The organism is Allokutzneria albata (assembly GCF_900103775.1).
Taxonomy (GTDB): Bacteria; Actinomycetota; Actinomycetes; order Mycobacteriales; family Pseudonocardiaceae; genus Allokutzneria; species Allokutzneria albata.
On sequence record NZ_LT629701.1, the window covers coordinates 6,626,414 to 6,651,452 of the forward strand.

Below are 25,039 nucleotides of genomic sequence, written 5' to 3' on the forward strand. Positions count from 1 at the left end.
CCGGCACCCTACCGACCCGGGCGATCGGTACCGGGAAGTCCGTTCCGAGCGGTATGAGGTGAAACCGTAGGCTCACGCATCGTGACCACGGATGAGCTCCCGGCGGAGCCTGCCCAGCAACGCCGTCAGCAGCGCGCCGTCATCGGTTCGGTGATCGGCCTGATCCTCCTCGGCACCTGCGGCCTGATCCTGCTCGGGATGGCCACCTCCCGCGTCGGCCTGCTGGCCGTGCTGATCGGCGCGGGCACGGCGCTGGTGCCGGTCGGTTTCGTCATGGGGGCGTTCCTGTGGATCGACCGCTGGGAACCCGAGCCGACCCGGCTGCTGCTCGCCGCGTTCCTCTGGGGCGCCTGCGGCGCGACCATCAGCGCGTTGCTGATCAACGACAGCGCCCGCGCCGTCGGTGACCTGCTGCTCGGCCCGTCCGGCGGGGACTTCCTCAGCTCGGTGGTCTCGGCCCCGCTGGTGGAGGAGACGGCCAAGGCGCTGTTCCCGCTGGCGCTGATGCTGTGGCGCAGGCACGAGTTCGACGGCGTGGTGGACGGCATCGTCTACGCGGGCGTCACCGCGGCCGGGTTCGCCTTCACCGAGAACATCTTCTACTTCGGGCAGGGCTTCGCCCAGGGCGGTTTCGGCAACGCCACCAGCGGTGTGGTCGCCGTGTTCATCCTGCGCGGCGTGCTCTCGCCGTTCGCCCACCCGCTGTTCACCGCGATGACCGGGATCGGGCTCGGCCTCGCCGCGAGCAGCCGTCGCGGCGCGGTGCGGTTCTTCGCGCCACTGCTGGGTTTCCTGCTCGCGATCAGCCTGCACGTGCTGTGGAACGCCGCGGCCACCCTGGGCGGCGGACTGGACTTCCTCGACGTCTACTTCCTGATCATGGTGCCGATCTTCGCGGGGATGATCTGGCTGGTGGTCTGGCAGCGCCGCCGCGAGCAGCGGATCGTCGTCGGCCAGCTGCCCGTCATGGCCGACGCGGGCTGGATCGCCCCGAGCGAGGTGGCCCTGCTGGCCAGCATGGCGGGCAGGCGCTGGTGGCTCGGCCGGGTCCGGCAGCGCGCGGGGGAGGAGGCGGCGCGCGCCGTCGCCGGCTACCAGACCGCGGTCACCGAACTGGCGTTCCTGCGGCACCGCATGGCCAACGGCACCTGCGGTGGCGACTCCGACCGGCGGCACGCGGAGCTGCTGGCTACGCTGCACCGCGCCAGGGCCGCCGCGGTGAACGCCCCAGGTGCGCTCGGGCTCGCGGGCAACCGCCCGGCCCGCCGTCCCGGCCGTTCCCAGGGCACCGGGTGAAGCTGGTCACCAGCGTCCGCGCGGACCGGTTCCGGCCGGTTAGTCTCGCGCCGCTGTCCGGTACCCGCGGAGGTCGTGGGCCTGGAACACCAAGAGGAGCAGGACGATGACGTCAGAGCGCCCGGCTCGGCTCGCCGTCGGCGTGGTCTCCGCCGGCCGGGTCGGTTCGGTGCTCGGGGCCGCACTGGCCAGGGCCGGGCACATCGTCAACGGCGTCTCCGCGGTCTCCAGCGCCTCGCTCGCCCGCGCGGAACTGCTGCTCCCCGGGGTGCCCGTGCTCGCGCCGGACGAGGTCGCCCGTGCCGCCGACCTGGTGCTGCTCGCGGTGCCCGACGACGAGCTGGGCGGATTGGTCCGGGGCCTGGTGGCGACGGACTCCCTGCGCGCCGGGCAGATCATCGTGCACACCGCGGGCGCTCACGGCGTCGACGTGCTGCGGCCCGCCGCGGAGATCGGCGTGCTGCCGCTGGCCCTGCACCCGGTCATGACGTTCACCGGTCGCCCGGAGGACCTGCAGCGGATGGCCGCCTGCTGCGTCGGCGTCACCGCGACCGACGACGACGAGGTCGCCTGGCACGTGGCCGAGGCGCTCGTCGTGGAGATGGGCGCGGAGCCGGTGCGCGTGCCCGAGGCCGCCCGCCCGCTCTACCACGCGGCGATCGCGCACGGCGCCAACCACCTGATGACCCTGGTCGCCGAGTGCGCGGACCTGTTGCGGGACGCGGGGATCGGCTCCGCCGAGCGGTTGCTCGCGCCGATCCTGTCCGCGTCGCTGGACAACGTGCTCCGGCTGGGCGACCGCTCGCTCACCGGTCCCGTCGCCCGGGGGGACACCGGGACCGTGCGCGCCCACGTCGACGTGCTCAACCGCTCGTCACCGCGGGTGCTGCCCGCCTACCTGGCGCTGGCCCGGCGCACCGCCGACCGCGCCGAGCAAGCCGGGCTGCTGCGCCCGGACGCCGCCGACGCCGTCCGCTCCGAACTCTCCGAGGACCCGCGATGACCAGGACGCCGAGCTTCACCCGCGACGAACTCACCGTGCACACCGATCCCGCCGAGCTGGCCAAGGTCACCAGGGCACTGCGCGGCGTTGGCCGCAAGATCGCGCTGGTGCCCACCATGGGTGCGCTGCACGACGGCCACCTGGAGCTGATCAAGCGCTCGCGGCGGGTGCCGAACACCGTCACCGTCGTGTCGATCTTCGTGAACCCGTTGCAGTTCGGGCCGAACGAGGACCTGGCCAAGTACCCGCGCACCCTGGAGGAGGACCTGGCCCGGTGCCGGGAGGCCGGGGTGGAACTGGTGCTCGCGCCGTCAGCAGAGGCGATCTACGGCGACGACCCGCAGGTCACCGTGCACCCGGGGCCGCTGGGCGAGGAGCTGGAGGGCGCGGTCCGGCCCGGTCACTTCGCCGGGGTGCTCACCGTGGTGGCCAAGCTGTTCAACATCGTGCGGCCGGACTACGCGTTCTTCGGCGAGAAGGACTACCAGCAGCTGGTGCTGATCAAGCGGATGGTGCGGGACCTGGACTTCGAGACCTCCGTGGTGGGGGTGCCGATCGTCCGGGACCCCGAGGACCACCTGGCGCTGTCCTCCCGCAACCGCTTCCTCTCCGAGGCGGAGCGGGCCAGCGCGCTGACGTTGCCCAAGGCGCTGGCCGCGGGCACCGAGGCCGCGATCGAGGGAGCCGAGCAGGGGGTGGCGGCGGCACGGGCGGTGCTCGACGCCAACCCCGAGGTGGTCGTGGACTACCTGGAGCTGCGCGGCAAGGACCTCGGTCCGGCGCCGGCCACCGGCGAGGCGAGGTTGCTCGTCGCCGCCAGGGTCGGCGGTACCAGACTCATCGACAACACCCCCGTGCTGCTCGGCGTGCCCGAGGGCGGGGGGTCCACGGAACTCCACGGGTGAGAGGGGCAGCCCCATGTTCCGCACCATGCTCAAATCGAAGATCCACCGCGCCACGGTGACCCAGGCGGACCTGGACTACGTCGGGTCGGTCACGGTGGACGAGGACCTGATGGACGCCGCCGACCTGCTCCCCGGCGAGCAGGTGGCGATCGTCGACGTGACCAACGGGGCCCGGCTGGAGACCTACGTGATCCCCGGTGAACGGGGCAGCGGGGTGCTCGGCATCAACGGCGCCGCCGCGCACCTGGTGCACCCCGGCGACCTGGTCATCCTGATCGCCTACGGGCTGATGGAGGACGCGCAGGCGCGGTCGTACAAGCCGAAGGTGATCTTCGTGGACGCGGCGAACTCCATCGTGGAGCTGGGCAGCGACCCGGCCGCCGCCCCGCAGGGCTCCGGCCTGACCAGCGGCGCGGAGACCGAGGCCGAGGAACCCGCCGCCGAGACGGTGGACGCGGCGCGGCTGGACAAGCTCATCCAGGCAGAGGACTGAGAGGCGGTTCGCGGTGCTGCTCGCCGTAGACGTCGGCAACACCAACATCGTGCTCGGCCTGTACGCGGGCGACGGCACGGACACCACCCTGCTGCGGGACTGGCGGATGCGCACGGACGCCAGGATGACCGCGGACGAGCTGGCGCTGACCACGCGCGGACTGCTCGGCGAGCACGCCGACAAGATCACCGGTGTCTCCGCCCTGTCCACGGTGCCGTCCGTGCTGCGCGAGCTGCGGGTGATGCTCGGCCGCTACTGGGGCGACGTGCCCAGGGTGATCGTGCAGCCCGGGGTGCGCACCGGTGTCCCGCTGCTGGTGGACAACCCCAAGGAGGTCGGAGCCGACCGCGTGATCAACACGCTGGCCGCGCACCACCTCTTCGACACCGCCTGCGTCGTGGTGGACTTCGGCACCTCCACCAACATCGACGTGATCTCCGCGAAGGGCGAGTTCCTCGGCGGCGCCTTCGCCCCCGGCATCGAGATCTCGGTGGACGCCCTCGCCACGCGCGCCGCCCAGCTGCGCAAGGTGGAGCTGGTCCGGCCGCGGTCGGTGATCGGCAAGAACACGGTGGAGTGCCTGCAGTCCGGCATCCTCTACGGCTTCGCCAGCCAGGTGGACGGCCTGGTCCGGCGGATCGTGGCGGAGCTGGAGGCGACGGACTCCGGTCCGGTCACCGTGATCGCCACCGGCGGCCTCGCCCCGTTGGTGCTGGCGGAGTCCTCGACCATCCAGCACCACGTCTCCGACCTGACGCTGCTCGGCCTGAAGCTGGTCTACGAGCGCAACACGCGCTGACGGCTAGAGCTTGCGGACGCGGGCGGCGATCGTGACCAGGGGCAGCTCGAACTCGCCCCCGGCGGTCTCCGGGGTCGAGTCGAGGTAGGCGCGCACGCGGCCCAGGGTCTCCGCCCGCTCCTGCTCGTCCTTGACCAGTGTGACGGAGTGGGTGGCGATCGTCTCGGTCAGCGTCGCCGCGGTCCTGCGGTGCACGTGGTCGAAGGTCCGCTGGCTGAACGCGGTGAACAGGTCGTTCTCCGGCAGCAGGTCCGCGCGGTCGTGCTTGCGCTCGGAGTAGCGGACACCGGTGCCGGTGATGTCGGCGAGCCCGGCCACCCACGGCACCCGGTCGTCGTCGTGGTTCCACAGCGCGGCCAGCACCCCGCCGGGCTTGAGCACCCTGGCGATCTCCGGGAGGGCCAGCTCCGGGTCGAACCAGTGGAAGGCCTGGCCGACCAGGACCGCGTCCACCCGCTCGTCCGGCAGCGGGATGTCCTCCGCGGTGCCCTTGAGCGCCGCGAGCCCGGAGAGCCGGTTCAACAGCTCGGTCCGCATGGCGTCGTCCGGCTCCACGGCGATGACGGCGACCGGTTCCTCCAGCAGCACCTGGGTCAGCCGTCCCGTGCCCGCGGCCAGGTCGAGCACGCGGACCTGTTCGCGGTCGCGCACCGGCTCCAGCGCCCAGCGCACCGCTTCGACCGGGTAGTCGGGCCGGTGTTCGGCGTACTGGGCCGCGCGCGCTCCGAAGGACAGTGCGCGACGGGACTTCGAACCGGAGTCGTCCATCGCCAGACCGTATCCCGTTCGCCTCGCCGACACGGGATTCCGTAACCTTTCCCCCCGTGAACTCAAAGCCCCAGCAGCAGCCTGCGACCAGCGAAGACGATCTGCCTGAGCAGATGCGGGTCCGCCGGGAAAAGCGGGAGCGCCTGCTGGAGGCAGGCGTCGACCCCTATCCCGTCGTGCTCGAGCGCACCCATTCCCTCGCCGAGATCCGCGCCGCCTATCCCGACCTCGAACCGGACACCCCGACCGGGCAGGTCGTCGGCGTGACCGGTCGCGTGATGTTCGTCCGCAACACCGGCAAGCTCTGTTTCGCGACGCTGCGCGAAGGCGACGGCGTCGAACTCCAGGCGATGCTCAGCCTCGACCGGGTCGGCGCGGAGGCGCTGGCCGCGTGGAAGAGCGATGTCGACCTCGGTGACCACGTGTTCGTCCGCGGTGAGGTCGCCACCTCCCGGCGCGGCGAATTGTCGGTCATGGTCACGGAATGGCAAATGGCGGCGAAGACCCTGCGGCCGTTGCCGGTCGCGCACAAGGAGCTCTCCGAGGAGACCCGCGTGCGGCAGCGTTACGTCGACCTCATCTTGCGCCCGCAGGCCCGCGATACCGTTCGCCTGCGCTCCGGAGTGATGCGATCACTGCGCGAGTCGTTCCACCGGCGCGGATTCCTCGAGGTCGAAACGCCGATGTTGCAGACGCTGCACGGGGGTGCATCCGCTAGGCCATTCGTCACGCACTCCAATGCCATGGACACCGATCTGTACCTTCGAATCGCGCCTGAGCTGTACCTGAAGCGGTGCGTCGTCGGTGGTATCGAGAAGGTCTTCGAGATCAACCGCAACTTCCGAAACGAGGGCATGGACTCCTCGCACTCACCGGAGTTCGCGATGCTCGAGGCATACGAGGCCTACGGTTCCTACGACACGATCGGTGTGCTGACCAGGGAGTTGGTCCAAGAAGCCGCGCAGGCCGTATTCGGCTCGCACGTGGCGACGCTGGCCGACGGCACGGAGTACGACCTCTCCGGTGAGTGGACCACAATTACGATGTACGGGTCGCTGTCGGAGGCCCTAGGCGAGGAGATCACGCCGAACACCTCGGTGGAGCTCCTGCGTAAGCACGCGGAAACGCGCGGTATCTCCACCGACCCGGCGCTCGGCCACGGAAAGCTGGTCGAGGAGCTTTGGGAGCACCTGGTCGGAGACCACTTGCATGCGCCTACGTTTGTGCGTGACTTCCCAACCGAGACCGCTCCGCTGACCAGGCAGCACCGCAGCGTCGCCGGAGTCACCGAGAAGTGGGACCTGTACGTGCGTGGGTTCGAGCTCGCGACCGGGTACTCCGAGCTCGTCGACCCCGTTGTGCAGCGGCGACGCTTCGAGGACCAGGCGCGTCTGGCGGCTGCCGGGGATGTCGAGGCCATGCGCCTGGATGAGGACTTCTTGCGCGCGCTTGAGTACGGAATGCCACCGAGTGGCGGCATGGGAATGGGCATGGACCGGCTGTTGATGGCCCTGACCGGTCTCGGTATCCGGGAGACGATCCTCTTCCCACTTGTACGACCTGAATGACGTTCACCACTTTGAGACCGAGCGGCGTCTGCTCTTTTGAAGAGAGCTGCGCTAATGTCGCGATCAGTCTCGTTGCCGAGCTGGCGACTGGGGAACGCATCCGGAACGCACACGTCGCCGGATTTCAGGGAAGGAAGACGCATGGCTGAGAAGGTCATCCGGACCTTGGTGGACGACCTCGACGGTTCCGAGGCCGAGGAGACCGTCGAGTTCGCAATCGACGGGGTCTCGTACGAGATCGACCTTTCCGGTGGCAACGCCGGAAAGCTGCGTGACTCGCTCGCCGACTTCATCGCGAGCGCCCGCAAGGTCGGCGGTCGGCGTCGTTCCGCCGGCGGGCGTTCCGCCGCGCGTCCAGGCCGTCCGGCCGCCGCGGACCGCGAGCAGAACCAGGCAATTCGCGAGTGGGCCCGTAAGCGCGGCATGAAGGTCTCCGACCGCGGTCGTATCCCGGCCGACGTGCTGGAGTCCTACCACAACGAAAACTGAGCTGACCGGAACCGGTGTATCGGTTCGGATACACAAAAGGACCCCTTCAGCAGCCCCGAACTGCTGAAGGGGTCCTCGTGTTTCAGCTGATCGTGAATCAGCTCCGCGCCGGGTCGACGCCGAATGCCTTGGCGAGGTCGTCCAGGATCGCGTGCGCGCCCTGGAGGCTCACCGAGGCGATCCAGGTGCCGTCCTGGACATCGGTGACCTTGCCCTTCAGCTGCTTCCACAGCGGGTTGGCCAGGTACTTCTCCTTGGCCTTCGCGGAGTCGCCCTTGGCGTCCGGGAAAACCGATACGAAGACGTGATCGGCGTCCGCGTCCAGGATGCGCTCCTCGGCCACGTTCACCGAGATGTCCTTCGCCTTGGAATCGTCCTGCGAGGCGGGCCGGGCCAGGCCGGCGTCCTTGAGCACGATGCCGACGAAGCTGTTCGGCGTGTAGAGCCGGGTCGGGCCGTTGACGAAGCGCACCACCGAGATGGTCGGGTTCTTGCCCGCCTTCGCGCGGATCGCGTCGCCGACCTTGCGGGCCCGCTCCTCGTAGGCCTTGATCTTCCTGTCGGCCAGCTCCTCCTTGCCCAGCGCGGTGCCCAGGAGCCGGATGTTGTCCTTCCAGGTCAGCCCCGTTGTCTGGCTGAAGACCGCGGGCTTGCGCGCGGAGAGCTGGCCGTAGAGCTGCTCGTGCCGGACCTTCGCCGAGACGATCAGGTCCGGGTTGAGCGCCAGCGTCTCCTCGACCTTGGGCTGCTCCAGGGTCCCCACGGCCTTGGCGTTGCGGCCGTAGACCTCGGCCTCGGCCTTGAGGTAGTCCGGGAACTTGTCACCGGTGAGCGGGAACAGCGTGAACGCGACGACCTCGGTCTCCAGCGCGAAGGCCGCGTCCACGTAGCTGCTGTCCAGCGCGGCGACCTTCTTCGGCGCGGCGGCGATGGTCGTCTCGCCCATCGCGTGCTTGACGGTCCTGGGGAAGCCCGCCCCGGCCTGGCCGGAGGCCGGTGGCTGCGAACCGGGTGCGGTCCCGCCGCCGCAGCCCGCCACCACGGCGGCCACGGTCAAGGCGGCCACTCCGGCGAAGACCCGCCGGCCCATCAGCGCCCTTGTCCTCAACTGTCCTCCAAGAGTCGTACGTCCCTCTGTCGCTGACTGAGGATAGGTTGTCCTAACTTTCAGGGACATCCGAAGGGCGGGCCCGCAACCACCTCGGAACCGGCGCGTGACTCGCTCCCAGCCCGGGTAGGGGTCCTTGAAGACCGCGGAACCGGTGAGGTCAGGACTTGGCGGGGTCGACGCCGAAGGCCTTGGCGAGGTCGTCGAGGATGATGTGCGCGCCCTGCAGGCTCACCGCGGTCACCCAGGTCAGGTCGTTGACCGCGACGGTCTTCGGCGCGAGCGGGCGCCACAGCGGGTTGGTCTCGAAGCGCTGCCTGGTGGCGGCCGAGGAGCCCTTCTCGTCCGGGTAGGTGGCGACGAAGATCTTGTCGGCGTCCGCGTCGGTGATCCGCTCCTCGCTGATCTCGGCGGCGAAGGCGTTGGCGGACTGCGCGGGCGGGCGCGCCAGCCCGGCGTCCTTCATCACGATCCCGGAGAAGCTGGCCTGCTGGTAGAGCCGGGTCGGGCCGTCGACGAAGCGCACGATGGAGATGGTCGGGTTCTTGCCCTCCTTGGCCCGGATCGCGTCGCCGATGCGGCGGGCCCGGTCCTCGTAGGCCTTGATCTTCTGCTCGGCCAGGTCCTCCTTGCCCAGCGCCTTGCCGAGCAACCGGATGTTCTCCTTCCACGTGGGGCCGGTGGTGTCGCTGAACACCGTCGGCACCTTCGCGCTGAGCTGGCCGTAGATCTGCTCGTGCCGGACCTTGGCCGAGACGATCAGGTCGGGCTTCTGGTTCAGGATCAGCTCGATCTTCGGCTCGGCCAGGGTGCCGACGGCCTTGGCGCCCGCGCTCAGCCGCTTGCCCGGTTCGCCGAGGTAGTCGGGCACCCGGTCGCCGATGGAGCGGTAGCTGGTGAAGGCGACGACCTCGGTCTCCAGCGCGATGGCCGCGTCGACGAAGCTCGCGTCCAGCGCGGCGACCTTCTTCGGCGCCGCCGGGATGGTCGTCTCGCCCATGGCGTGCTTGACGGTCCTGGGGAAGCCGGCCGTGGCGGTCGAGGAGCCGCCCGGCTGGGTGGCGGGAGTGGTCCCGCAGGCGGCGACGGCGGCCGCCACGGCCATGATCACCAGACTCCGTCTCGCCAACAACGCTCTGGACAAGGTTCCTCCACGGTTCGGTTAGGCTTGCCTGACTACGGCAAGGTCGGCCTTACCTTGACGGGCGAACGGAGCAGAGGGAAGGAGATGTTCGTTGGAACGCAGTGTGACCGTGGCGACGCCACCCGGGTCACGGCGCTCCCCTCGGTCGGGTGTCGCGCCTCAGCAGGCCGGCGCCACCGTTCGCCGCCGCCGTCGCAGGCTCATCGGGCTGCTCGTGCTCGTCCTCGTGCTCGTCGCCAGCGTGCTGGCCAGCATCGCCTTCGGCTCGAAGCCGATCGCGCTCGCCGACGTCTGGCACGCCCTGGCGACGCCGACCGGCACCGAGGACGACATCGTCATCGGCTCGCTGCGGCTGCCCAGGACCATGCTCGGCCTGGCCGTGGGCATCGCGCTGGGCGTCGCGGGCGCGCTGATGCAGGGCCACACCCGCAACCCGCTCGCCGATCCCGGCCTGCTGGGGGTGAACCAGGGCGCGGCCTTCGCCATCGTGCTGTCGATCTTCATGCTGCGCACCGACGACATCTACACGCTGGTCTGGTTCGGCTTCGCCGGGGCGCTGGTCGCCACGGTCGCGGTGTTCGCGCTCGGCTCGGTCGGCAGGGGCGGGCCGACCCCGGTCACCCTGGCGCTGGCCGGGGCCGCGATCAGCGCGCTGCTCTACGCGCTGACCTCGGCCCTGGTGCTGCTGGACGCGCAGAGCCTGGAGGCGTTCCGGTTCTGGCGCTCCGGATCGCTGGCCGGTCGCGACCCGGAGATCGTGCTCCAGGTGCTGCCGTTCCTGGTCGCCGGACTGGTGCTGGCCCTGATCAACTCGCCGGGCCTGAACGCGCTGTCCCTCGGTGAGGACGTGGCCCGTTCGCTCGGCCAGAGCGTGCTGCTGACCAGGGTCATCGGCATCGCCGCGGTCACGCTGCTGACCGGCGCCGCGGTGTCCGCGTGCGGACCGATCGGCTTCGTCGGCCTGGTCGTCCCGCACATGGCGCGGGCCATCACCGGCCCGGACTACCGCTGGCTGCTGCCGTACTCCGGGCTGCTCGGCGCGATCATGCTGCTGGCCGCCGACGTGGTCGGACGCGTCGTCGCCCGGCCCGGCGAACTCCAGGTCGGCATCATGCTCGCCCTCGTCGGGGCGCCGTTCTTCCTGGTCCTGGTCCGACGGAGAAGGCTGGTGCGGCTGTGAGGGCGCTGGTGGGGAAGGAGACCTCCATCCCGGGCCGCCCTGCGGTGCGGGTCGGGCCCGCGTCGTGGATGGTCCGGCTGCGCCCGCTGCTCGTGCCGGTGATCGCGTTCGGCCTGCTCGTGCTGGCCATGGCGGTCAACCTCGGCCGCGGCGACTTCCCGATCGGTGTCGGCGACGTGCTCGCCGTGCTGCTCGGCGGCGGCGACGACACGCACGCCTACATCGTGCTCGATCTCCGCCTGCCGAGGGCGCTGACCGGGGCGCTGGTCGGCGCCGCGCTCGCGCTCGCCGGGGCGATCACCCAGTCCATCGCCCGCAACCCGCTGGCCAGCCCGGACATCCTCGGGGTGACCGCGGGGGCCGGGGTCGGCGCGGTCGCGGTGATCATGCTCGGCGGCAGCGCGGGCGGGATCAGCGGCGGCATCGCCGAGTTCGGCCTGCCCGCCGCCGCGCTCGGCGGTGGGCTCGCCGCCGCCTTGTTCGTGTTCGCCATCTCCTGGCAGCGCGGCATCGACGGCTACCGGCTGGTGCTGGTCGGCCTCGGGGTGACCGCGGTGCTGGTGGCGATCAAGTTCTACCTGCTGACCCTGTCCGAGGTGGCCGACGCGGGCCGGGCGATGGTGTGGATCACCGGCAGCCTCAACGGCCGCGGCTGGGAGCACGTCACCCCGGTCGCGCTCGCCCTGCTCGTGCTGGTTCCGCTCGCGCTGTTCGCCGCGCGGCCGCTCGGCGGCCTCCAGTTCGGCGACGACACCGCGCGCGGCCTGGGCATCCGGGTCAACGGCTCGCGCGCGGCGCTGATCCTGATCGCGGTCGGGCTGGCCGCGACGGCGACGGCCTCCGCGGGTCCGGTGGAGTTCGTCGCGCTGGCCACCCCGCAGATCGCCATGCGGATGGCCGGGACGCCCCAGCCGCCGCTGGTCGGCTCCGCGGTGCTGGGCGCCGCGCTCACGGTGATCGCCGACGTGATCGCCCGCACCGCCTTCGGCGTGGTCGAACTGCCGGTCGGCATCGTGACCGCCGTGATCGGCGCGCCCTACCTCATGTACCTGCTGGTTCGTCGTTATCGAGAGGTCCGGACATGACAGCTGCCGCTCAGGTGCGGCTCCGTGCCGAGGGGCTCAGCCTCGGCTACGGCGAGAACCGCGTGGTCGAGGGCCTGGACCTGGACGTCATCGACGGCACGATCACCGCGGTCATCGGCCCCAACGGCTGCGGCAAGTCCACGCTGCTGCGCGCGCTGGGCAGACTGCTGGCGCCGCAGGAGGGCTACGTCCTGCTGGACGGCAAGCGCATCGACAAGACGCCGACCAGGGAGGTCGCCAAGATCGTCGGAGTGCTGCCGCAGACCCCGGTGGCCCCGGACGGGCTCACCGTCGGCGACCTGGTCGCCCGCGGCAGGCACCCGCACCAGGCCTGGTACCGGCAGTGGTCGGCCGACGACGAGGGCGCGGTGTCCGAGGCGCTGCGGATGACCGGGATGCTGGAGTTCTCCGAGCGGACCCTCGACCAGCTCTCCGGCGGCCAGCGGCAGCGGGCGTGGATCTCCATGGCGCTGGCGCAGGGCACCGACCTGCTGCTGCTGGACGAGCCGACCACCTACCTCGACCTCGCGCACCAGGTGGACGTGCTCGACCTGGTGCAGCAGCTGCACGACCAGGCGGGCCGCACGGTGATCATGGTGCTGCACGACCTGAACCTGGCCGCGCGCTACTCCGACCGGCTGATCGCGATGCGGGACGGCAAGATCGTCGCGCAGGGCGACCCGGCGGACGTGCTGACCGAACAGCTGCTCAGCGACGTCTTCGACCTGGACGCGCGCGTCGTGCCGGACCCGGTGGCGGGCACCCCGCTGGTCGTGCCGATCGGCAGCAGGCACCGCGTGCGGGTGGACTCCGCCGCCCTGGCCGACGGGACGATGTAGTCCCTCCCGCCCTCGGGCGTTCGGGGGAGGTCAGCGGGCGAGAACGCGTTCGGCGCGTTCGTCCTCGCTGATCCGCGGGCAGGTGGTGCAGGCGGGCTGGTCCGGCAGCGCGAAGTGGAAGCAGCAGCTCTCCCGGCGGCGGGTCCACACCGTCCTGCCGCAGTCCCCGGTGACCGCGCGCAGGGTCGACGCCGAGGTCAACGGCGCCTCGGCGGCCGGGAGGAACAGGGCGGAGTCCGCGACACCGGAGCCCTCGTCGCCCAGGCAGCGCCCGGCCAGCCAGCCCGCGGTGTCCAGCGCGTCCGTCGCCGCGGCCCACAGCGTGCGGCGGCCGAAGCGCGTGCCCGGGCCGAACGCGGTGACGAACTTGGCGGCGTGCGCGGTGAAGCGGGCGCGGAACACGGCGGCCAGCGCGCGCTCGTCGGCCACCGCGGTGGCCTCGGGGCGGTGCGACTCCGGGTCTTCCGGGAGGCAGCAGAACTCGTCGCTGAGCAGGGCGATGCCGTCCGGGTGCGGCCGGTCGCCGGAGAGCCGGAAGGCGATGTCGGCGGGCCGCAGCGACGGCACCCTGCGGGCGGCGTGGAACAGCAGGCCGCCGAGGAAGCCGGGGACCTGCAGGTACCAGGACATGATGTAGCCGGAGGTGGTGCGCTCCGGGATCTGGCCCTCGTGGCGCTCGCCGAGCCAGTCGGCGAGCCGCTTGCGCCAGCGGTCGAACATCGCGGGGTCGGCGAGCAGGTCCGCGCAGCTGATCCACTGCTCGTCGGCGGCGGGGAGCCCGTGCCGGACCTCGGTCGTCGGCAGCCCGCCGACCCGGTCCAGCGTCGCGGCCAGTACCCCGCGCCCGGCGTCGCCGACCGCGCCCACCGGGCTCAGGCCCGCGGTCACGGTCACCGGCGCGCCCCGTGGGCGGTGCGGGCGGTGCGTGGCACGGCGGCTCCCGGGGCATCCTCGGCGCGTATCGATTCGGCAACCTCAGTCAGGCTTGCCTAACCTTACATATAGTCGCGCCGCGTTGCTCCGCAAGGGTGGTCCGCTTAACACGCGGATGAACGGATCGTTGTTCGCGCTGAGCGGACAGCACCGGGTTGGCGGAATCCGCCTGCGTCAGGGCACGTTGAGCGTGATGTCGGGAGGGGGCGACCGGTCAACCGGAGTCGTGCCGCCCACCCGGCGCGACGGACCAGCCGACTACAGTGGTCATACGGTGCCGGTCCCAAAGTGCGGCAGGGAGTGCGAATGTTCGAAAGATTCACCGACCGCGCAAGGCGGGTGGTCGTCCTGGCTCAGGAAGAGGCCAGGATGCTGAACCACAACTACATCGGCACCGAGCACATCCTCTTGGGCTTGATCCACGAGGGTGAGGGTGTCGCCGCCAAGGCGTTGGAGTCGCTGGGTATCGCGCTCGAAGGGGTACGCCAGCAGGTCGAGGAGATCATCGGCCAGGGACAACAGGCCCCCAGTGGGCACATCCCCTTCACGCCTCGGGCGAAGAAGGTGCTCGAACTGTCGCTGCGCGAGGCGCTGCAGCTCGGCCACAACTACATCGGCACCGAGCACATCCTGCTCGGGCTGATCCGTGAGGGCGAGGGCGTCGCGGCGCAGGTGCTGGTCAAGCTTGGTGCTGACCTGAATCGCGTCCGCCAGCAGGTGCTCCAGCTGCTGTCGGGCTACCAGGGCAAGGAGCCCGCCGAGTCCGGCGGCGGCCGCGGCGAGGGCACCCCGTCCTCCTCGCTGGTCCTCGACCAGTTCGGCAGGAACCTGACCTCCTCCGCCCGCGAGGGCAAGCTCGACCCGGTCATCGGGCGCGAGAAGGAGATCGAGCGGGTCATGCAGGTGCTGTCCCGCCGCACCAAGAACAACCCCGTGCTGATCGGTGAGCCCGGTGTCGGCAAGACCGCCGTCGTCGAGGGCCTCGCTCAGCGCATCGTGAAGGGCGAGGTGCCCGAGACGCTGAAGGACAAGCAGCTCTACACGCTTGACCTCGGCTCCCTCGTGGCCGGCTCGCGCTACCGCGGTGACTTCGAGGAGCGCCTGAAGAAGGTGCTCAAGGAGATCAAGACCCGCGGCGACATCATCCTGTTCATCGACGAGATCCACACCCTGGTCGGCGCGGGCGCCGCCGAGGGCGCGATCGATGCGGCGAGCATCCTCAAGCCGATGCTGGCCCGCGGCGAGCTGCAGACGATCGGTGCGACCACCCTCGACGAGTACCGCAAGTACGTCGAGAAGGACCCCGCGCTGGAGCGCCGTTTCCAGCCGATCCAGGTGGGCGAGCCCTCGCTGGAGCACACGATCGAGATCCTCAAGGGGCTGCGGGACCGGTACGAGGCGCACCACCGCGTCTCGATCACCGACTCGGCGCTGGTGGCCGCCGCCACCCTGGCCGACCGGTACATCAACGACCGCTACCTGCCGGACAAGGCGATCGACCTGATCGACGAGGCCGGTGCCCGGATGCGGATCAGGCGGATGACGGCTCCGCCGGACCTGCGCGAGTTCGACGAGAAGATCGCCGACGTGCGCAGGGAGAAGGAGTCCGCGATCGACGCGCAGGACTTCGAGCGGGCCGCCAAGCTCCGCGACTCCGAGAAGCAGCTGCTCGGCCAGAAGTCGGAGCGGGAGAAGCAGTGGAAGGCCGGTGACCTGGACGTCGTCGCGGAGGTCGACGACGAGCAGATCGCCGAGGTGCTGGCCAACTGGACCGGTATCCCCGTCTTCAAGCTCACCGAGGAGGAGACCTCGCGTCTGCTCCGCATGGAGGACGAGCTGCACAAGCGGATCATCGGTCAGAAGGAGGCCGTCAAGGCGGTCTCCCAGGCGATCCGCCGCACCCGCGCCGGTCTGAAGGACCCGAAGCGCCCGTCCGGCTCGTTCATCTTCGCCGGCCCCTCGGGTGTCGGTAAGACCGAGCTGTCCAAGGCGCTGGCGAACTTCCTGTTCGGCGACGACGACGCGCTCATCCAGATCGACATGGGTGAGTTCCACGACCGCTACACCGCGTCGCGTCTGTTCGGTGCCCCTCCCGGCTACGTCGGGTACGAGGAGGGCGGGCAGCTCACCGAGAAGGTGCGCCGCAAGCCGTTCTCCGTCGTGCTCTTCGACGAGATCGAGAAGGCGCACCAGGAGGTGTACAACACGCTGCTCCAGGTGCTGGAGGACGGCCGCCTGACCGACGGTCAGGGCCGCACGGTGGACTTCAAGAACACCGTGATCATCTTCACCTCGAACCTGGGCACGCAGGACATCTCCAAGGCCGTCGGGCTCGGCTTCGCCAGCAGCAACACCGACGGCTCGAACTACGAGCGGATGAAGCAGAAGGTCCACGACGAGCTGAAGAAGCACTTCCGCCCGGAGTTCCTGAACCGGATCGACGACATCATCGTCTTCCACCAGCTCACCCAGGACGAGATCATCCAGATGGTGGATCTGATGATCAACCGGGTCGAGACCCAGCTCCGCAACAAGGACATGGCGCTGGAGCTCACCCCGCTGGCCAAGAAGCTGCTGGCCAAGCGCGGGTTCGACCCGGTGCTCGGTGCCCGGCCGCTGCGCAGGACCATCCAGCGCGAGATCGAGGACCAGCTGTCGGAGAAGATCCTGTTCGGCGAGCTGGCCCCCGGCCAGATCATCCTCGGCGACGTCGAGGAGTGGGACGGCGAGGGCTCGGACGACCGTGCCCGGTTCGTCTTCCGCGGTGAGTCCCGCGGGGTGACGGTTCCGGACGCGCCGCCGGTCGACGTCGTGGCCGAAGGCGACGCGGAGTAGTACCGCTCGATAACAACATCGACAACCGAGGGGACGGGTGCGGCGAACGCACCCGTCCCCTCGGCGTTTTCGGGCACCCTGGAGGTGTGCGCCAGCAGACCACCTACCCCGCTTACCCGGTCGAACGACCGGTGGAGCGGACGCGGAGCACCCGGGGCGGCGCCGTCGTCGGGTTCCTGCTGTGGCTGGTGGCGGCGCCGTACTTCGTGCTGTGCCTCGCCCGGCTGCTCGGCCTGGACGGCAGTCACTGGGTGCTCGTGGCGGCGGTGTCGCTGACGCCCTACGCGTTGCCGCTGGGCGCCGTGCTCACCGCGATCCTGCTCTTCACCCGCAGGTGGATCGTCGGGCTGGTCTCGTTGCTGCTGACGGTTCTGCTCGTCACCGTCGTCGCGCCGCGCACCGCGGCGGTCGCGCGCCCCAACAGCTCCGGCCCGCTGCTTCGGGTGCTCAGCGTCAACATCTCGATGGACCACGGGGACGCCGCGACCGTGGTGAGCCTGGTGCGCGACCGCGCGGTGGACCTGCTGAGCATCCAGGAACTGACCCCCGGCGCGGAGCAGGCGCTCGACGCGGCGGGGCTCGCCCAGGTGCTGCCCTACCGGGTGTTCAAGCCGCGGCCGGGTGCGGTCGGCGGTGGACTGGCGTCACGGTTCCCGTTGCGGGAGAAGGTGGTCACGCGACCGACGACGGCGGAGCACCCCGCGGCCGTCATCGACCTGCCTGCCGGGCCGGACGTGGAGGTCGTCTCGGTGCACCCGTGGTACCCCGTCGGGCCGAGGGGAACGGAGCCGTGGTTGCGGGACCTCGCCGGGCTGCCGAGCCCGGACGGCTCCAGGGTGCCCAGAATCCTGGCCGGGGACTTCAACGCGTCGCTGGACCACTCGGCCTTCCGCGGCCTGCTCAACCAGGGCTACCTCGACGCGGCGGAGCAGGTCGGGGCGGGACTGACCCCGACCTGGCCCACCGACAGGCGGTACGTGCCCGCCTTCGTCGCGCTCGACCACGTCCTGGTGGACAACCAGAACTTCGTGGTCGAGTCCTTCGGCACGGCGGTGGTGCCCGGGACGGATCACCACGCCGTCATCGCCGAGGTCAAACTCGTCCGCGGCTGATCCGGGATCAGGAGCAGGCGAAGCTCTTGGACTTCAGCGCGTTCGCCACGGCGGAGCCCTCCGGCAGCACCGCGCCCTGGACGCAGGTGTTCCTGACGGCGCTGAACGGCAGCTTCACCGTGCGGCTCTGGCCGGAACGCACGGGCATGTAGGTGTTGTCGAACTTGTAAGCGGTGCCCTGCCGGTAGCCGAGCTTCACCCAGACCTCGCCGCCGCCGGTCTTGGAGTAGGTGATCTCGATGTTGTTGCCGGTCTTGTGCGCGCAGACCTTGCCGTTGCTGTGGGTCTGGCAGTTCTGCGTGGAAGCGAGGGCGGTGCCCGGAGCCAGGAAGGTCGCACCGGCGATGACGGCCGCCAGGCCCAGAACGGTTGCCTGCTTGCGCATGAATGCTCTCCTACGTCGTGGATCACTAACTGATAACGACGATATCCGGAAAGTCGAAGGCGTCGAGGTATAAGACGTTTGAGAGTTGGGGCGCGCTGTTCCGTCGCTTTGCTTCGGGTCAGGGCGAATGTGAAGGCGTTCGCCGGGCTCAAGGGCTTCGAAGTGGTCGGTGGTGTCGTGCGCCTGTCCGGTGAGCGCGCTGAGCAGGGCGTTCGGGGTTCTCTTCGCCGGGGGACGAACTCGCGGGCATCAGGTAGTTCGTCGATTTCCGGCGTCCTCCAGTGGCCTGTGCCACGGCGGCGACCCGAATTCGGATCGCCGCCGTGACGGAGTGCTCACTTCCCGTGCATCAGGTTCGGATGTACATCGTCTTCAGGCCGTGCGAGATTTCGGTTCCCGCGGAGGCGACGATGCCCTGGAGAATCGTCCCCGGCTTCCTGGTGAGCGGCATCTTCTTGGTGACCGTCTTGCCCACGGCGATGGAGACGGTCGGTCCCGTGTAGTACAGGTTCCCGTAGCGGTAGCCGAAGGTCGTGTTCGCCGTGCTGCCGCCGGTCTTCTGGTACCGCACTTCGACGCTGGTCGCATTCACCCGGGCGCAGACGGTGCCATTGGTGTAGGTGTCGCAACCCTCGAAACCCGCGGCGGCGGATGCGGTTGCCGGAGTCGCCAGGGCGATGGCCGCCAAGGCCGTCGTCAGTCCCAGAACCGTCGCCTGCTTGCGCATGAGATCTCCCTGCTCGGTGCCTGCTTGCGAGGCGGCACGCTAGGAGCGGAAGGGGCCGGCGCACAACGGAAGCGCGTGATGGGCGAATTGAGATTGGCAAGAACGAGAAAGGGGTGCGAACACCCCCTTCCCGTGCTAGGGCGATCTACTTGCCGCCGACCAGCTCCCAGAGGTAGTGGCCGTTCTTCAGCGGGAAAGTCGCCGTCTTCTTCTTGATGATCTTGTGGGTCTTGCAGTTCTTGTTCGTGTACTTCCACTTCACGACCTGGACGCGCCAGTGCTCGTAGAACTGCTGGAGGTACCTGGTCTTGCCTGCGGGCACGTCGGCGCCGTACGACCAGGACTTGGAGGTCGACTTGGACTTGCCGACGCTCTTGCCGTAGGTGGTGCTGATGTTCGCGATCACCGCTTCGGCCGTGATGTTCATGTCGTTGGTGTAGGACATGTTGGACTCCGCGGTCACCGTCTCCGTGTAGGTGATCCGGCCCGGTCCGGTCAGCCAGTCGCTGCGGACATTCGTGCCGATGTCGACCAGGTGGCCCTTCTCGACGTAGAAGTACTCCTGCGTCGTGGAGCAGGCCGCGAGCGCTTGTGCGCCGATTCCGGCAGCGGCCGGGACGGCAATGGCGGCGACGGTCATGGACAGGGTGAGGGCGGTGCGGCGAAGCTTCACGAGGCGGCTCCAGCAGGGGGAGTGATCTACGACTCATCCGGTGCCGCGAACGCTAGTCAACGTGAATGCGAACCCGACAGCCTCTCGTAAATTCTTTTGCTCGCACCTGCACAGCTCAGAGAAGGTCTTGCGCTCGTTGTCGCGCGCGTGACCTGATCTTTTCCCGCGGAACGGGCAATGAAAAGCGCTCAGATTTCGGGTGCTCGCGAATACCGCGTGTTCAGCAATTGTGAAGCGGTGAGCGGAGCGCGTCGATTTCGGTGAGCGCGGCGAGTGCCGGCATCGGGATCGAGATGCCACGGCCGTGCCGGACCTCGGGCTCGCGCGGGTTGATCCGGATCAGCGCCTGTGAGGCCGCGCTCGCCAGTTCCGCGTAGCGCCGCACCGTGGGCACGGCCTGGCCGGCGCCGAGTTCGACGACGACGAGCCGTTCGCCGTGCAGCCCCCGGCGCCAGGCGTTCAGCGCGTCGAGCTGCGCCTGGCTGCGATCGGGCACCCAGGTGGAGTCGCCGAACATCAGGATGTTGGGCCGCTCCAGCTCGCCGCAGTCCGGACACTCCGGCAGCGGCGGCACCGCGCGCATGGTCTCCGGATCGACCTCCACCTCGATCCCGTCGGCCGGGCTGATCCGCCGCGAGCACGGGAACACGCACTGCAGGTGGTGGATCGAGCCGTGGCACTCGGCGATCTGGTCCTCGGTGAAGCCCGCGCGCTGGAACTGACCGTCCACATTGGACGTGAAGACGCGCACGCCGCCGGGCAGCGCGGAACCCCACCGCCGCAGGATCTCGAAGCCCGCGTGCGGGACCGTCTCGCGGTAGAGCTTCAGCCGGTGCCCGTAGAAGCCCCACGCGAGCTCGGGATCGGCGGCGAAGTGCACCGGATCGGCCAGCTCCTCGAAGCGCAGGCCGAGCCGGGCGTAAGGCGGGTAGGCGCGCCAGAAGCCCTCGTCACCGCGGAAGTCGGGCAGGCTGCTGTCCACGCCCATGCCCGCGCCTGCGCAGATCAACAACGCTTCGGCCTCGGCGAGCAGGGCGGCGGCGCGCTCCAGAGCTTCAGTCATGCTCCGGAGCTTCAGTCATTCTTGGGCTTGGAGCCCAGGACCACCTCGAACTCCAGCAGGCTGGACCCGGACGCGACAGGCTTCGCGCGCTCGCCCGCGTGCGCCTCCTTCGCGGAGCCGCCCATCCAGTTGCGGAAGTCCTCGTCGGTCTCCCAGTGCGTGACGATGAAGTAACGGCTCTCGCCGGCCACCGGGCGCAGCAGCTCGAAGCCCAGGAAGCCGGGGGAGCTGTCCACCGCGCCCAGCCGTGCGGCGAAGCGCTTCTCCAGCTCGGGGCCCGCGCCCTCGGGGACCTCGATCGCGTTGATCTTCACAACGGCCATGACCCCAGCGTAGTCACACCGCGTGGTTAACCTCGACGTGTGGAACGTCGCGATGTGGTCGACTTCGGCGGCTCGGGGCAGCCGATCCTGCTGCTGCACGGCCTGATGGGCCGGGCCCGGACGTGGTGGCCGGTGGCGCAGTGGCTCAAGCGCTACGGCCGGGTCCACGGCCTCGACCAGCGCGGCCACGGGCACAGTCCGCACAGGGGATTCACCAGCGTCAGCGCCGAAGACCCGCTTGCGGGGTCGAGCGTCAGCGCCGAAGACCCGCTTGCGGGGTCGAGCGTCAGCACCGAGGACTTCGTGGCGGACGCGGCGGAGCTGCTCACCGAGCTCGGGCCCGCCGTGGTGATCGGGCACTCGATGGGCGGGCTGCACGCGTGGGAGCTGGCCGCGCACCACCCGGACCTGGTCCGCGCGGTCGTGGTCGAGGACATGGCGCCTGACCAGCGCGGCAAGACGGTCGACGCCTGGCGCGGCTACTTCGACTCGTGGCCGGTGCCCTTCGAATCGCTGGACCACGTGCGCTCGTTCTTCGGCGGACCTGTCGGCGACTACTTCACGGAGTGCGTGACGGAGCGCGAGGACGGCTACCACCTCATGGCCGACCTGGAGGACCTCTACGTGATCGCGGCGGAGTGGGGGCGCCGCGCGTACTGGGACTCCGTCGAGAAGGTGGCCTGCCCGCTGCTGGCGATCGAGGCCGAACACACCTCGATGCCGCCGGGGCAGATCCGCGAGCTGGCCGAGCGCGCCCCGGACGGCCGCTACGTGCGGATCGAAGGCGCGGGCCACGTGATCCACCGCGACCGGCCCGACGCCTACCGCGGGGCGGTCGAGGCCTTCCTGTCGAGCTAGAGCAGCACGTCCACCGCGCCGGTGCGGGTGTCCACGATCCCGACCTCGGCGACGTCGGCGCGGATGGGCTCGACCGGGTGCAGCGCGGTGAAGCCGGTGACGATCTCCGCGTCCGAACATCCTTGTGCGAGAACGCAATGCGGTAGCCACGAACCGGGCAGGTAGTACGCCGAGGGGTTCTTCACCTTGCCTGCCAACACGTCGTGCACGGCGGAGTGCACCGCGAGCAGTTCGCCGTCCACCACCGCGCCGAGCATGAGCACGCTCTCCGTCGACGTGAACGTGCCGAGCGTGCGCAGCCACAACGACGGCATGGCGAGCATTTCCAGCTCGGAACGCAGTTCGTCCCGCGTCTTCTGCGGGATCGCGCTCGCCGCCGCGAGCGTCAGCTGCGGTCGTTTGTCGGCCGGAGCGGGGAGCCCGGCTTTGGCGAGCTTGCGCCACAGTCCTCGCACGGCGACTTCCGCTTCGCCGTCGAAGAAGACGCGCAGCACGTCAGCCATGGTCGCCCCCGTCGCCCGGCAAGGAGAACAGCCCACCGGCGGTCTGCTCGATGAGGCCGTCCACCAGCAGGGAGTCCAGGCAGCGGTCCCGTTGGCCCGCCTCGGACCAGGCGGCGTCGAGCTGGGCACGGGTGACCGGGCCGGGCGCGTCGCGCAGCACGTCCAGGAGGCGTCCGCGGACCTGACGATCGGTGCCCGCGAACTTCTGCACGGCCTTCGCCGGACCCGCGTAGGCCGGACGACCCGCCTCCTGCCAGGCGCAGCTGTCATAGACCGGGCAGTCGGCGCAGCGCGGAGTACGTGCCACACAGACGATCGCACCGAGTTCCATCAGCGCGGCCGAGTACCGCGCAGCAAAGGCGTCTTCCTTGGGCAGCAACGCTTCCACGTCCGCCAGATCGCGTTTGGTCGACGGCGGTCCCGCGTCACCGGCGCCGTGCACCGCGCGGGCGACGACCCGACGGACATTGGTGTCCACCACGGGACACCTTTGCCCGTACGCGAAAGCGGCGACGGCACGGGCTGTGTACTCGCCGATGCCCGGCAGCGCCAGCAGAGTGTCCACATTGGACGGTACAACGTCGCCGTGCTCCGCGGCGATCGCGGTCGCCGCCGCGTGCAGTCGCAGCGCCCGGCGGGGGTAGCCGAGCTTGCCCCACGCGCGGACCACGTCGCCCTGGCTCGCCGCGGCCAGCGCGGACGGTTTGGGCCAGCGCTCCATCCACTCCAGCCAGATCGGCTGGACCCGGTTGACCGGGGTCTGCTGCAGCATGATCTCGCTGACCAGCACGCCCCAGGCGTCGCAGTCGGGGCGCCGCCACGGCAGGTCGCGGGCCACCCGGTCGAACCAGTCGACCAGCACCTCTGGTTCCAGTCTCACGCTCATCGCGGCCCGATCCTGCCAGTTACAGTTCCGCACCTGGCGGACAGGGAGGTCCAATGGCTCGCGCGACGGAACGGGACAACCCGCTGGCACGGATCGCCTCGCGGTTCACCGCGTTCACCGAACGCTGGTTGCCGGACGCGTTCGGCTTCGTGCTGATCGGCACCTTCGTGGTCTTCGCGGCCGGGCTGCTCAGCGGCGAGCGGATCACCGCCATGGTCGACTCCTGGGGCAAGGGCGTCTGGAGCCTGGTCACCTTCACCCTGCAGATGGCGATGATCATCATCGGCGGGTACGCGGTGGCGACGGCGCGGCCGATGGCGAAGCTGATCACCCGGCTGGCCACCGTGCCGAGGAACCCGCGCGCGGCCGTGGCGTTCACCGCCGCCGTCTCGATGGCGACGGCGTACCTCAACTGGGCCTTCTCGTTGATCTTCACGGCGATCCTGGCCAGGGAGATCGCCAGGGTGCTGCGCGGGGTCGACTACCGGGCGATCGGGGCAATGGCCTTCCTGGGCCTGGGAACCGTGTGGGCGCAAGGGCTTTCCGGCTCGGCGGCGCTCCAGGTGGCCAGCGCCGAGTCCAGCCCGAAGGCCGTCCAGGAGGTGATCAGGGCGGGGCGCGGTGACGGGCTGATCCCGCTCACCGAGACCATCTTCCTGTGGCAGGGCGTGGTGTCCACCCTGATCGTCGCCGTGGTGGCGGTGGTGTTCGCGTGGTTCATCGCGCCCACCGGCAACCGCGTGAAGACCGCCGAGGACCTGGGAATCGAGCTGCGCCCGATCGTCGGTGAACCCGATGACGCCGAAGCCGGACGCCCCGGCGACTGGCTCGAGAACAGCCCCCTGTTCTCCATCGCGATCTTCGCTCTCGGCCTGTGGTACCTCGTGCGCTACTTCGCCGCGGCACCGGGGAACCCGCTCAACGCGCTGGACCTCAACACCGTCAACCTGATCCTGCTGCTGGTGGCGCTGATCCTGCACTGGCGCCCGCGCAGGCTGGTCAAGGCCGTGCGCGACGGTGCCCCCGCCGCGTCCGGGGTGCTGCTGCAGTTCCCGTTGTACGGCGGGATCTTCGGCATGATCGCCTACACCGGGCTGTCCTCGACGATCGCGAGCTGGTTGGTCGGGGTGTCCAACGCCTTCTTCTACCCGGCCCTGATCGCGGTCTACTCGTGCGTGCTCGGCGTGTTCGTGCCCAGCGGCGGCAGCAAGTGGGTGATCGAGGCGCCCTACGTGATCGACGCGGCCAACCAGCTCGGCGTGCACCAGGGGTGGATGGTGGTGGTCTACGACCTCGGTGAGGCCAGCGCGAACCTCTTGCAGCCCTTCTGGATGCTGCCCACGCTGGCCATCCTCGGCCTGAAGGCGCGGGACATCATGGGCTACACGTTCGCGATGTTCCTCGTGTGCTTCCCCGCGGTGCTCGTGCTGGTGACGCTCTTCGTGCCCTAGACGACCTCGTCCAGCAGGCCGGTCGCCACGTCGTAGACGAAGCCGCGCACGTTGTCGGTGCTCGGCAGGAAAGCGCTCCGCCGCACCCGTTCCACCGACACCCGCACGCTGTCCTTCACCTCGCGGAAGGCTTCCACCGCCCACGTCGGGCGCAGGCCGGTGTCCTCCTCGACCAAGGTCTTGAAGTCGTCGTCGGTGATCTGCGAGAGACCGCAGTTGGTGTGCTGCACGACGATCACCTCGCGCGTGCCGAGCAGGCGCTGGCTGATCGTCAACGAGCGGATCACGTCCTCGGTGACGACGCCGCCCGCGTTGCGCAGGATGTGCGCCTCGCCGTGCTTGAGCCCGAAGACGTCGAACACCTTGATCCGGGCGTCCATGCAGGTCACGATCGTGACCCCCAGGCTGGGCACCGGGGTCTGGATCTCCGGGTGCCCGAGGTCCCTGGTCTTGGCGTGCCTGGCCAGCAGCTCGCTGATCGCGGTCATGGCGCAGCCTCCTGTCGCTCGGTCCCGGTTCGTGGTCACGACCATGAGAACCCGGGGTGAACGGGCTGACAACCGTTCCTGGTCGAATATCACGCGGGTGCGACACGACCCGTACGGGTTACGGT

General features: G+C 69.8%; 26 protein-coding genes. 14 read left to right on the forward strand and 12 right to left on the reverse strand.

The window, feature by feature from the left end; translation table 11 throughout:
• Nucleotides 1–81: 81 nt before the first annotated feature.
• The 5 genes from BLT28_RS30235 (at nucleotide 82) to BLT28_RS30255 (ending at nucleotide 4,496) form a co-directional block, all read left to right on the forward strand.
• Nucleotides 82–1,296, forward strand: coding sequence for a PrsW family intramembrane metalloprotease (locus BLT28_RS30235; protein ID WP_030428244.1), 1,215 nt, complete (start codon nucleotides 82–84; stop codon nucleotides 1,294–1,296).
• 106 nt (nucleotides 1,297–1,402) lie between these two features.
• The gene (locus BLT28_RS30240; RefSeq protein ID WP_030428245.1) at nucleotides 1,403–2,299 is read left to right on the forward strand and encodes a Rossmann-like and DUF2520 domain-containing protein; all 897 of its coding nucleotides are present in this window, start codon (nucleotides 1,403–1,405) and stop codon (nucleotides 2,297–2,299) included.
• Nucleotides 2,296–3,204 carry a pantoate--beta-alanine ligase gene (gene panC / locus BLT28_RS30245; RefSeq protein ID WP_030428246.1) on the forward strand — a complete coding sequence of 303 codons (909 nt, stop codon included), beginning with the start codon at nucleotides 2,296–2,298 and terminating at the stop codon, nucleotides 3,202–3,204. The genes BLT28_RS30240 and panC overlap by 4 nt, the downstream gene beginning before the upstream one ends.
• A gap of 13 nt (nucleotides 3,205–3,217) precedes the next feature.
• Entirely contained in the window at nucleotides 3,218–3,697 is a 480-nt protein-coding gene (gene panD, locus BLT28_RS30250) for an aspartate 1-decarboxylase (protein WP_030428247.1), read from the forward strand.
• A gap of 13 nt (nucleotides 3,698–3,710) precedes the next feature.
• Nucleotides 3,711–4,496: a type III pantothenate kinase gene (locus tag BLT28_RS30255; RefSeq protein WP_030428248.1), complete on the forward strand. Its 786-nt coding sequence runs from the start codon at nucleotides 3,711–3,713 to the stop codon at nucleotides 4,494–4,496.
• Between the two features lie 3 nt (nucleotides 4,497–4,499).
• Here the strand turns inward: BLT28_RS30255 and BLT28_RS30260 are convergent, their stop codons facing one another.
• Nucleotides 4,500–5,264, reverse strand: coding sequence for a class I SAM-dependent methyltransferase (locus BLT28_RS30260; RefSeq protein ID WP_030428249.1), 765 nt, complete (start codon nucleotides 5,262–5,264; stop codon nucleotides 4,500–4,502).
• Between the two features lie 113 nt (nucleotides 5,265–5,377).
• Between BLT28_RS30260 and lysS the strand changes: the two genes are divergently transcribed.
• Together lysS and BLT28_RS30270 are read left to right on the forward strand one after the other, a co-directional pair.
• Entirely contained in the window at nucleotides 5,378–6,832 is a 1,455-nt protein-coding gene (gene lysS / locus BLT28_RS30265; RefSeq protein WP_052407023.1) for a lysine--tRNA ligase, read from the forward strand.
• A 141-nt stretch (nucleotides 6,833–6,973) separates the two neighbouring features.
• Entirely contained in the window at nucleotides 6,974–7,321 is a 348-nt protein-coding gene (locus BLT28_RS30270) for a histone-like nucleoid-structuring protein Lsr2 (protein WP_030428251.1), read from the forward strand.
• A 97-nt stretch (nucleotides 7,322–7,418) separates the two neighbouring features.
• On the opposite strand, the gene BLT28_RS30275 is transcribed toward BLT28_RS30270, so the two are convergent.
• Both BLT28_RS30275 and BLT28_RS30280 read right to left on the reverse strand, forming a co-directional pair.
• Nucleotides 7,419–8,411, reverse strand: coding sequence for an ABC transporter substrate-binding protein (locus tag BLT28_RS30275; protein ID WP_030428252.1), 993 nt, complete (start codon nucleotides 8,409–8,411; stop codon nucleotides 7,419–7,421).
• 178 nt (nucleotides 8,412–8,589) lie between these two features.
• A complete protein-coding gene (locus BLT28_RS30280) occupies nucleotides 8,590–9,534 on the reverse strand; it encodes an ABC transporter substrate-binding protein (protein ID WP_052407055.1) in 945 nt (314 codons plus the stop codon).
• A gap of 130 nt (nucleotides 9,535–9,664) precedes the next feature.
• Here BLT28_RS30280 and BLT28_RS30285 point away from each other — a divergent pair, with 130 nt between their 5' ends.
• Genes BLT28_RS30285 through BLT28_RS30295 form a run of 3 tightly spaced genes read left to right on the forward strand, consistent with a single transcriptional unit; the run spans nucleotide 9,665 to nucleotide 12,677 of the window.
• Nucleotides 9,665–10,753 (forward strand): FecCD family ABC transporter permease, encoded by a 1,089-nt coding sequence (locus BLT28_RS30285; RefSeq protein ID WP_030428254.1) that lies wholly within the window; start codon nucleotides 9,665–9,667, stop codon nucleotides 10,751–10,753.
• Nucleotides 10,750–11,838, forward strand: a complete 1,089-nt coding sequence (locus tag BLT28_RS30290) for a FecCD family ABC transporter permease (RefSeq protein WP_030428255.1) — start codon at nucleotides 10,750–10,752, stop codon at nucleotides 11,836–11,838. Before BLT28_RS30285 ends, BLT28_RS30290 begins: the two co-directional genes overlap by 4 nt.
• Nucleotides 11,835–12,677: an ABC transporter ATP-binding protein gene (locus BLT28_RS30295; RefSeq protein ID WP_052407024.1), complete on the forward strand. Its 843-nt coding sequence runs from the start codon at nucleotides 11,835–11,837 to the stop codon at nucleotides 12,675–12,677. The genes BLT28_RS30290 and BLT28_RS30295 overlap by 4 nt, the downstream gene beginning before the upstream one ends.
• Nucleotides 12,678–12,707: 30 nt before the next feature.
• Here BLT28_RS30295 and BLT28_RS30300 read toward each other — a convergent pair whose 3' ends face one another.
• A complete protein-coding gene (locus tag BLT28_RS30300; RefSeq protein ID WP_231950482.1) occupies nucleotides 12,708–13,571 on the reverse strand; it encodes a (2Fe-2S)-binding protein in 864 nt (287 codons plus the stop codon).
• Between the two features lie 345 nt (nucleotides 13,572–13,916).
• On the opposite strand from BLT28_RS30300, the gene BLT28_RS30305 reads away from it, so the two are divergent.
• Both BLT28_RS30305 and BLT28_RS30310 read left to right on the forward strand, forming a co-directional pair.
• Nucleotides 13,917–16,445: an ATP-dependent Clp protease ATP-binding subunit gene (locus tag BLT28_RS30305; RefSeq protein ID WP_030428258.1), complete on the forward strand. Its 2,529-nt coding sequence runs from the start codon at nucleotides 13,917–13,919 to the stop codon at nucleotides 16,443–16,445.
• Nucleotides 16,446–16,531: 86 nt separating this feature from the next.
• Complete coding sequence (locus BLT28_RS30310) at nucleotides 16,532–17,557, forward strand: endonuclease/exonuclease/phosphatase family protein (RefSeq protein ID WP_052407025.1); 1,026 nt, start codon at nucleotides 16,532–16,534, stop codon at nucleotides 17,555–17,557.
• A gap of 7 nt (nucleotides 17,558–17,564) precedes the next feature.
• Here BLT28_RS30310 and BLT28_RS30315 read toward each other — a convergent pair whose 3' ends face one another.
• From BLT28_RS30315 to BLT28_RS30335, 5 genes are all read right to left on the reverse strand, one after another.
• Complete coding sequence (locus BLT28_RS30315) at nucleotides 17,565–17,942, reverse strand: hypothetical protein (protein ID WP_030428260.1); 378 nt, start codon at nucleotides 17,940–17,942, stop codon at nucleotides 17,565–17,567.
• A 349-nt stretch (nucleotides 17,943–18,291) separates the two neighbouring features.
• Nucleotides 18,292–18,669 carry a hypothetical protein gene (locus BLT28_RS30320; protein WP_030428261.1) on the reverse strand — a complete coding sequence of 126 codons (378 nt, stop codon included), beginning with the start codon at nucleotides 18,667–18,669 and terminating at the stop codon, nucleotides 18,292–18,294.
• 145 nt (nucleotides 18,670–18,814) lie between these two features.
• The gene (locus tag BLT28_RS30325) at nucleotides 18,815–19,342 is read right to left on the reverse strand and encodes a hypothetical protein (protein WP_030428262.1); all 528 of its coding nucleotides are present in this window, start codon (nucleotides 19,340–19,342) and stop codon (nucleotides 18,815–18,817) included.
• Between the two features lie 220 nt (nucleotides 19,343–19,562).
• Nucleotides 19,563–20,405: an SIR2 family NAD-dependent protein deacylase gene (locus tag BLT28_RS30330; RefSeq protein ID WP_030428263.1), complete on the reverse strand. Its 843-nt coding sequence runs from the start codon at nucleotides 20,403–20,405 to the stop codon at nucleotides 19,563–19,565.
• An 11-nt stretch (nucleotides 20,406–20,416) separates the two neighbouring features.
• Complete coding sequence (locus BLT28_RS30335) at nucleotides 20,417–20,728, reverse strand: antibiotic biosynthesis monooxygenase family protein (protein ID WP_030428264.1); 312 nt, start codon at nucleotides 20,726–20,728, stop codon at nucleotides 20,417–20,419.
• A 39-nt stretch (nucleotides 20,729–20,767) separates the two neighbouring features.
• On the opposite strand from BLT28_RS30335, the gene BLT28_RS30340 reads away from it, so the two are divergent.
• Entirely contained in the window at nucleotides 20,768–21,586 is an 819-nt protein-coding gene (locus BLT28_RS30340) for an alpha/beta fold hydrolase (RefSeq protein ID WP_231950483.1), read from the forward strand.
• On the opposite strand, the gene BLT28_RS30345 is transcribed toward BLT28_RS30340, so the two are convergent.
• Nucleotides 21,583–22,089 carry a 2'-5' RNA ligase family protein gene (locus BLT28_RS30345; RefSeq protein WP_030428266.1) on the reverse strand — a complete coding sequence of 169 codons (507 nt, stop codon included), beginning with the start codon at nucleotides 22,087–22,089 and terminating at the stop codon, nucleotides 21,583–21,585. The two genes, BLT28_RS30340 and BLT28_RS30345, sit on opposite strands and share 4 nt — an antisense overlap.
• Nucleotides 22,082–22,975, reverse strand: a complete 894-nt coding sequence (locus BLT28_RS30350; protein ID WP_197683912.1) for an HhH-GPD family protein — start codon at nucleotides 22,973–22,975, stop codon at nucleotides 22,082–22,084. Before BLT28_RS30350 ends, BLT28_RS30345 begins: the two co-directional genes overlap by 8 nt.
• Before the next feature lie 53 nt (nucleotides 22,976–23,028).
• Here BLT28_RS30350 and BLT28_RS30355 point away from each other — a divergent pair, with 53 nt between their 5' ends.
• Nucleotides 23,029–24,426 (forward strand): short-chain fatty acid transporter, encoded by a 1,398-nt coding sequence (locus BLT28_RS30355; protein WP_030428268.1) that lies wholly within the window; start codon nucleotides 23,029–23,031, stop codon nucleotides 24,424–24,426.
• Here BLT28_RS30355 and BLT28_RS30360 read toward each other — a convergent pair.
• Nucleotides 24,423–24,914 (reverse strand): beta-class carbonic anhydrase, encoded by a 492-nt coding sequence (locus BLT28_RS30360; RefSeq protein WP_030428269.1) that lies wholly within the window; start codon nucleotides 24,912–24,914, stop codon nucleotides 24,423–24,425. The two genes, BLT28_RS30355 and BLT28_RS30360, sit on opposite strands and share 4 nt — an antisense overlap.
• Nucleotides 24,915–25,039: the final 125 nt, after the last annotated feature.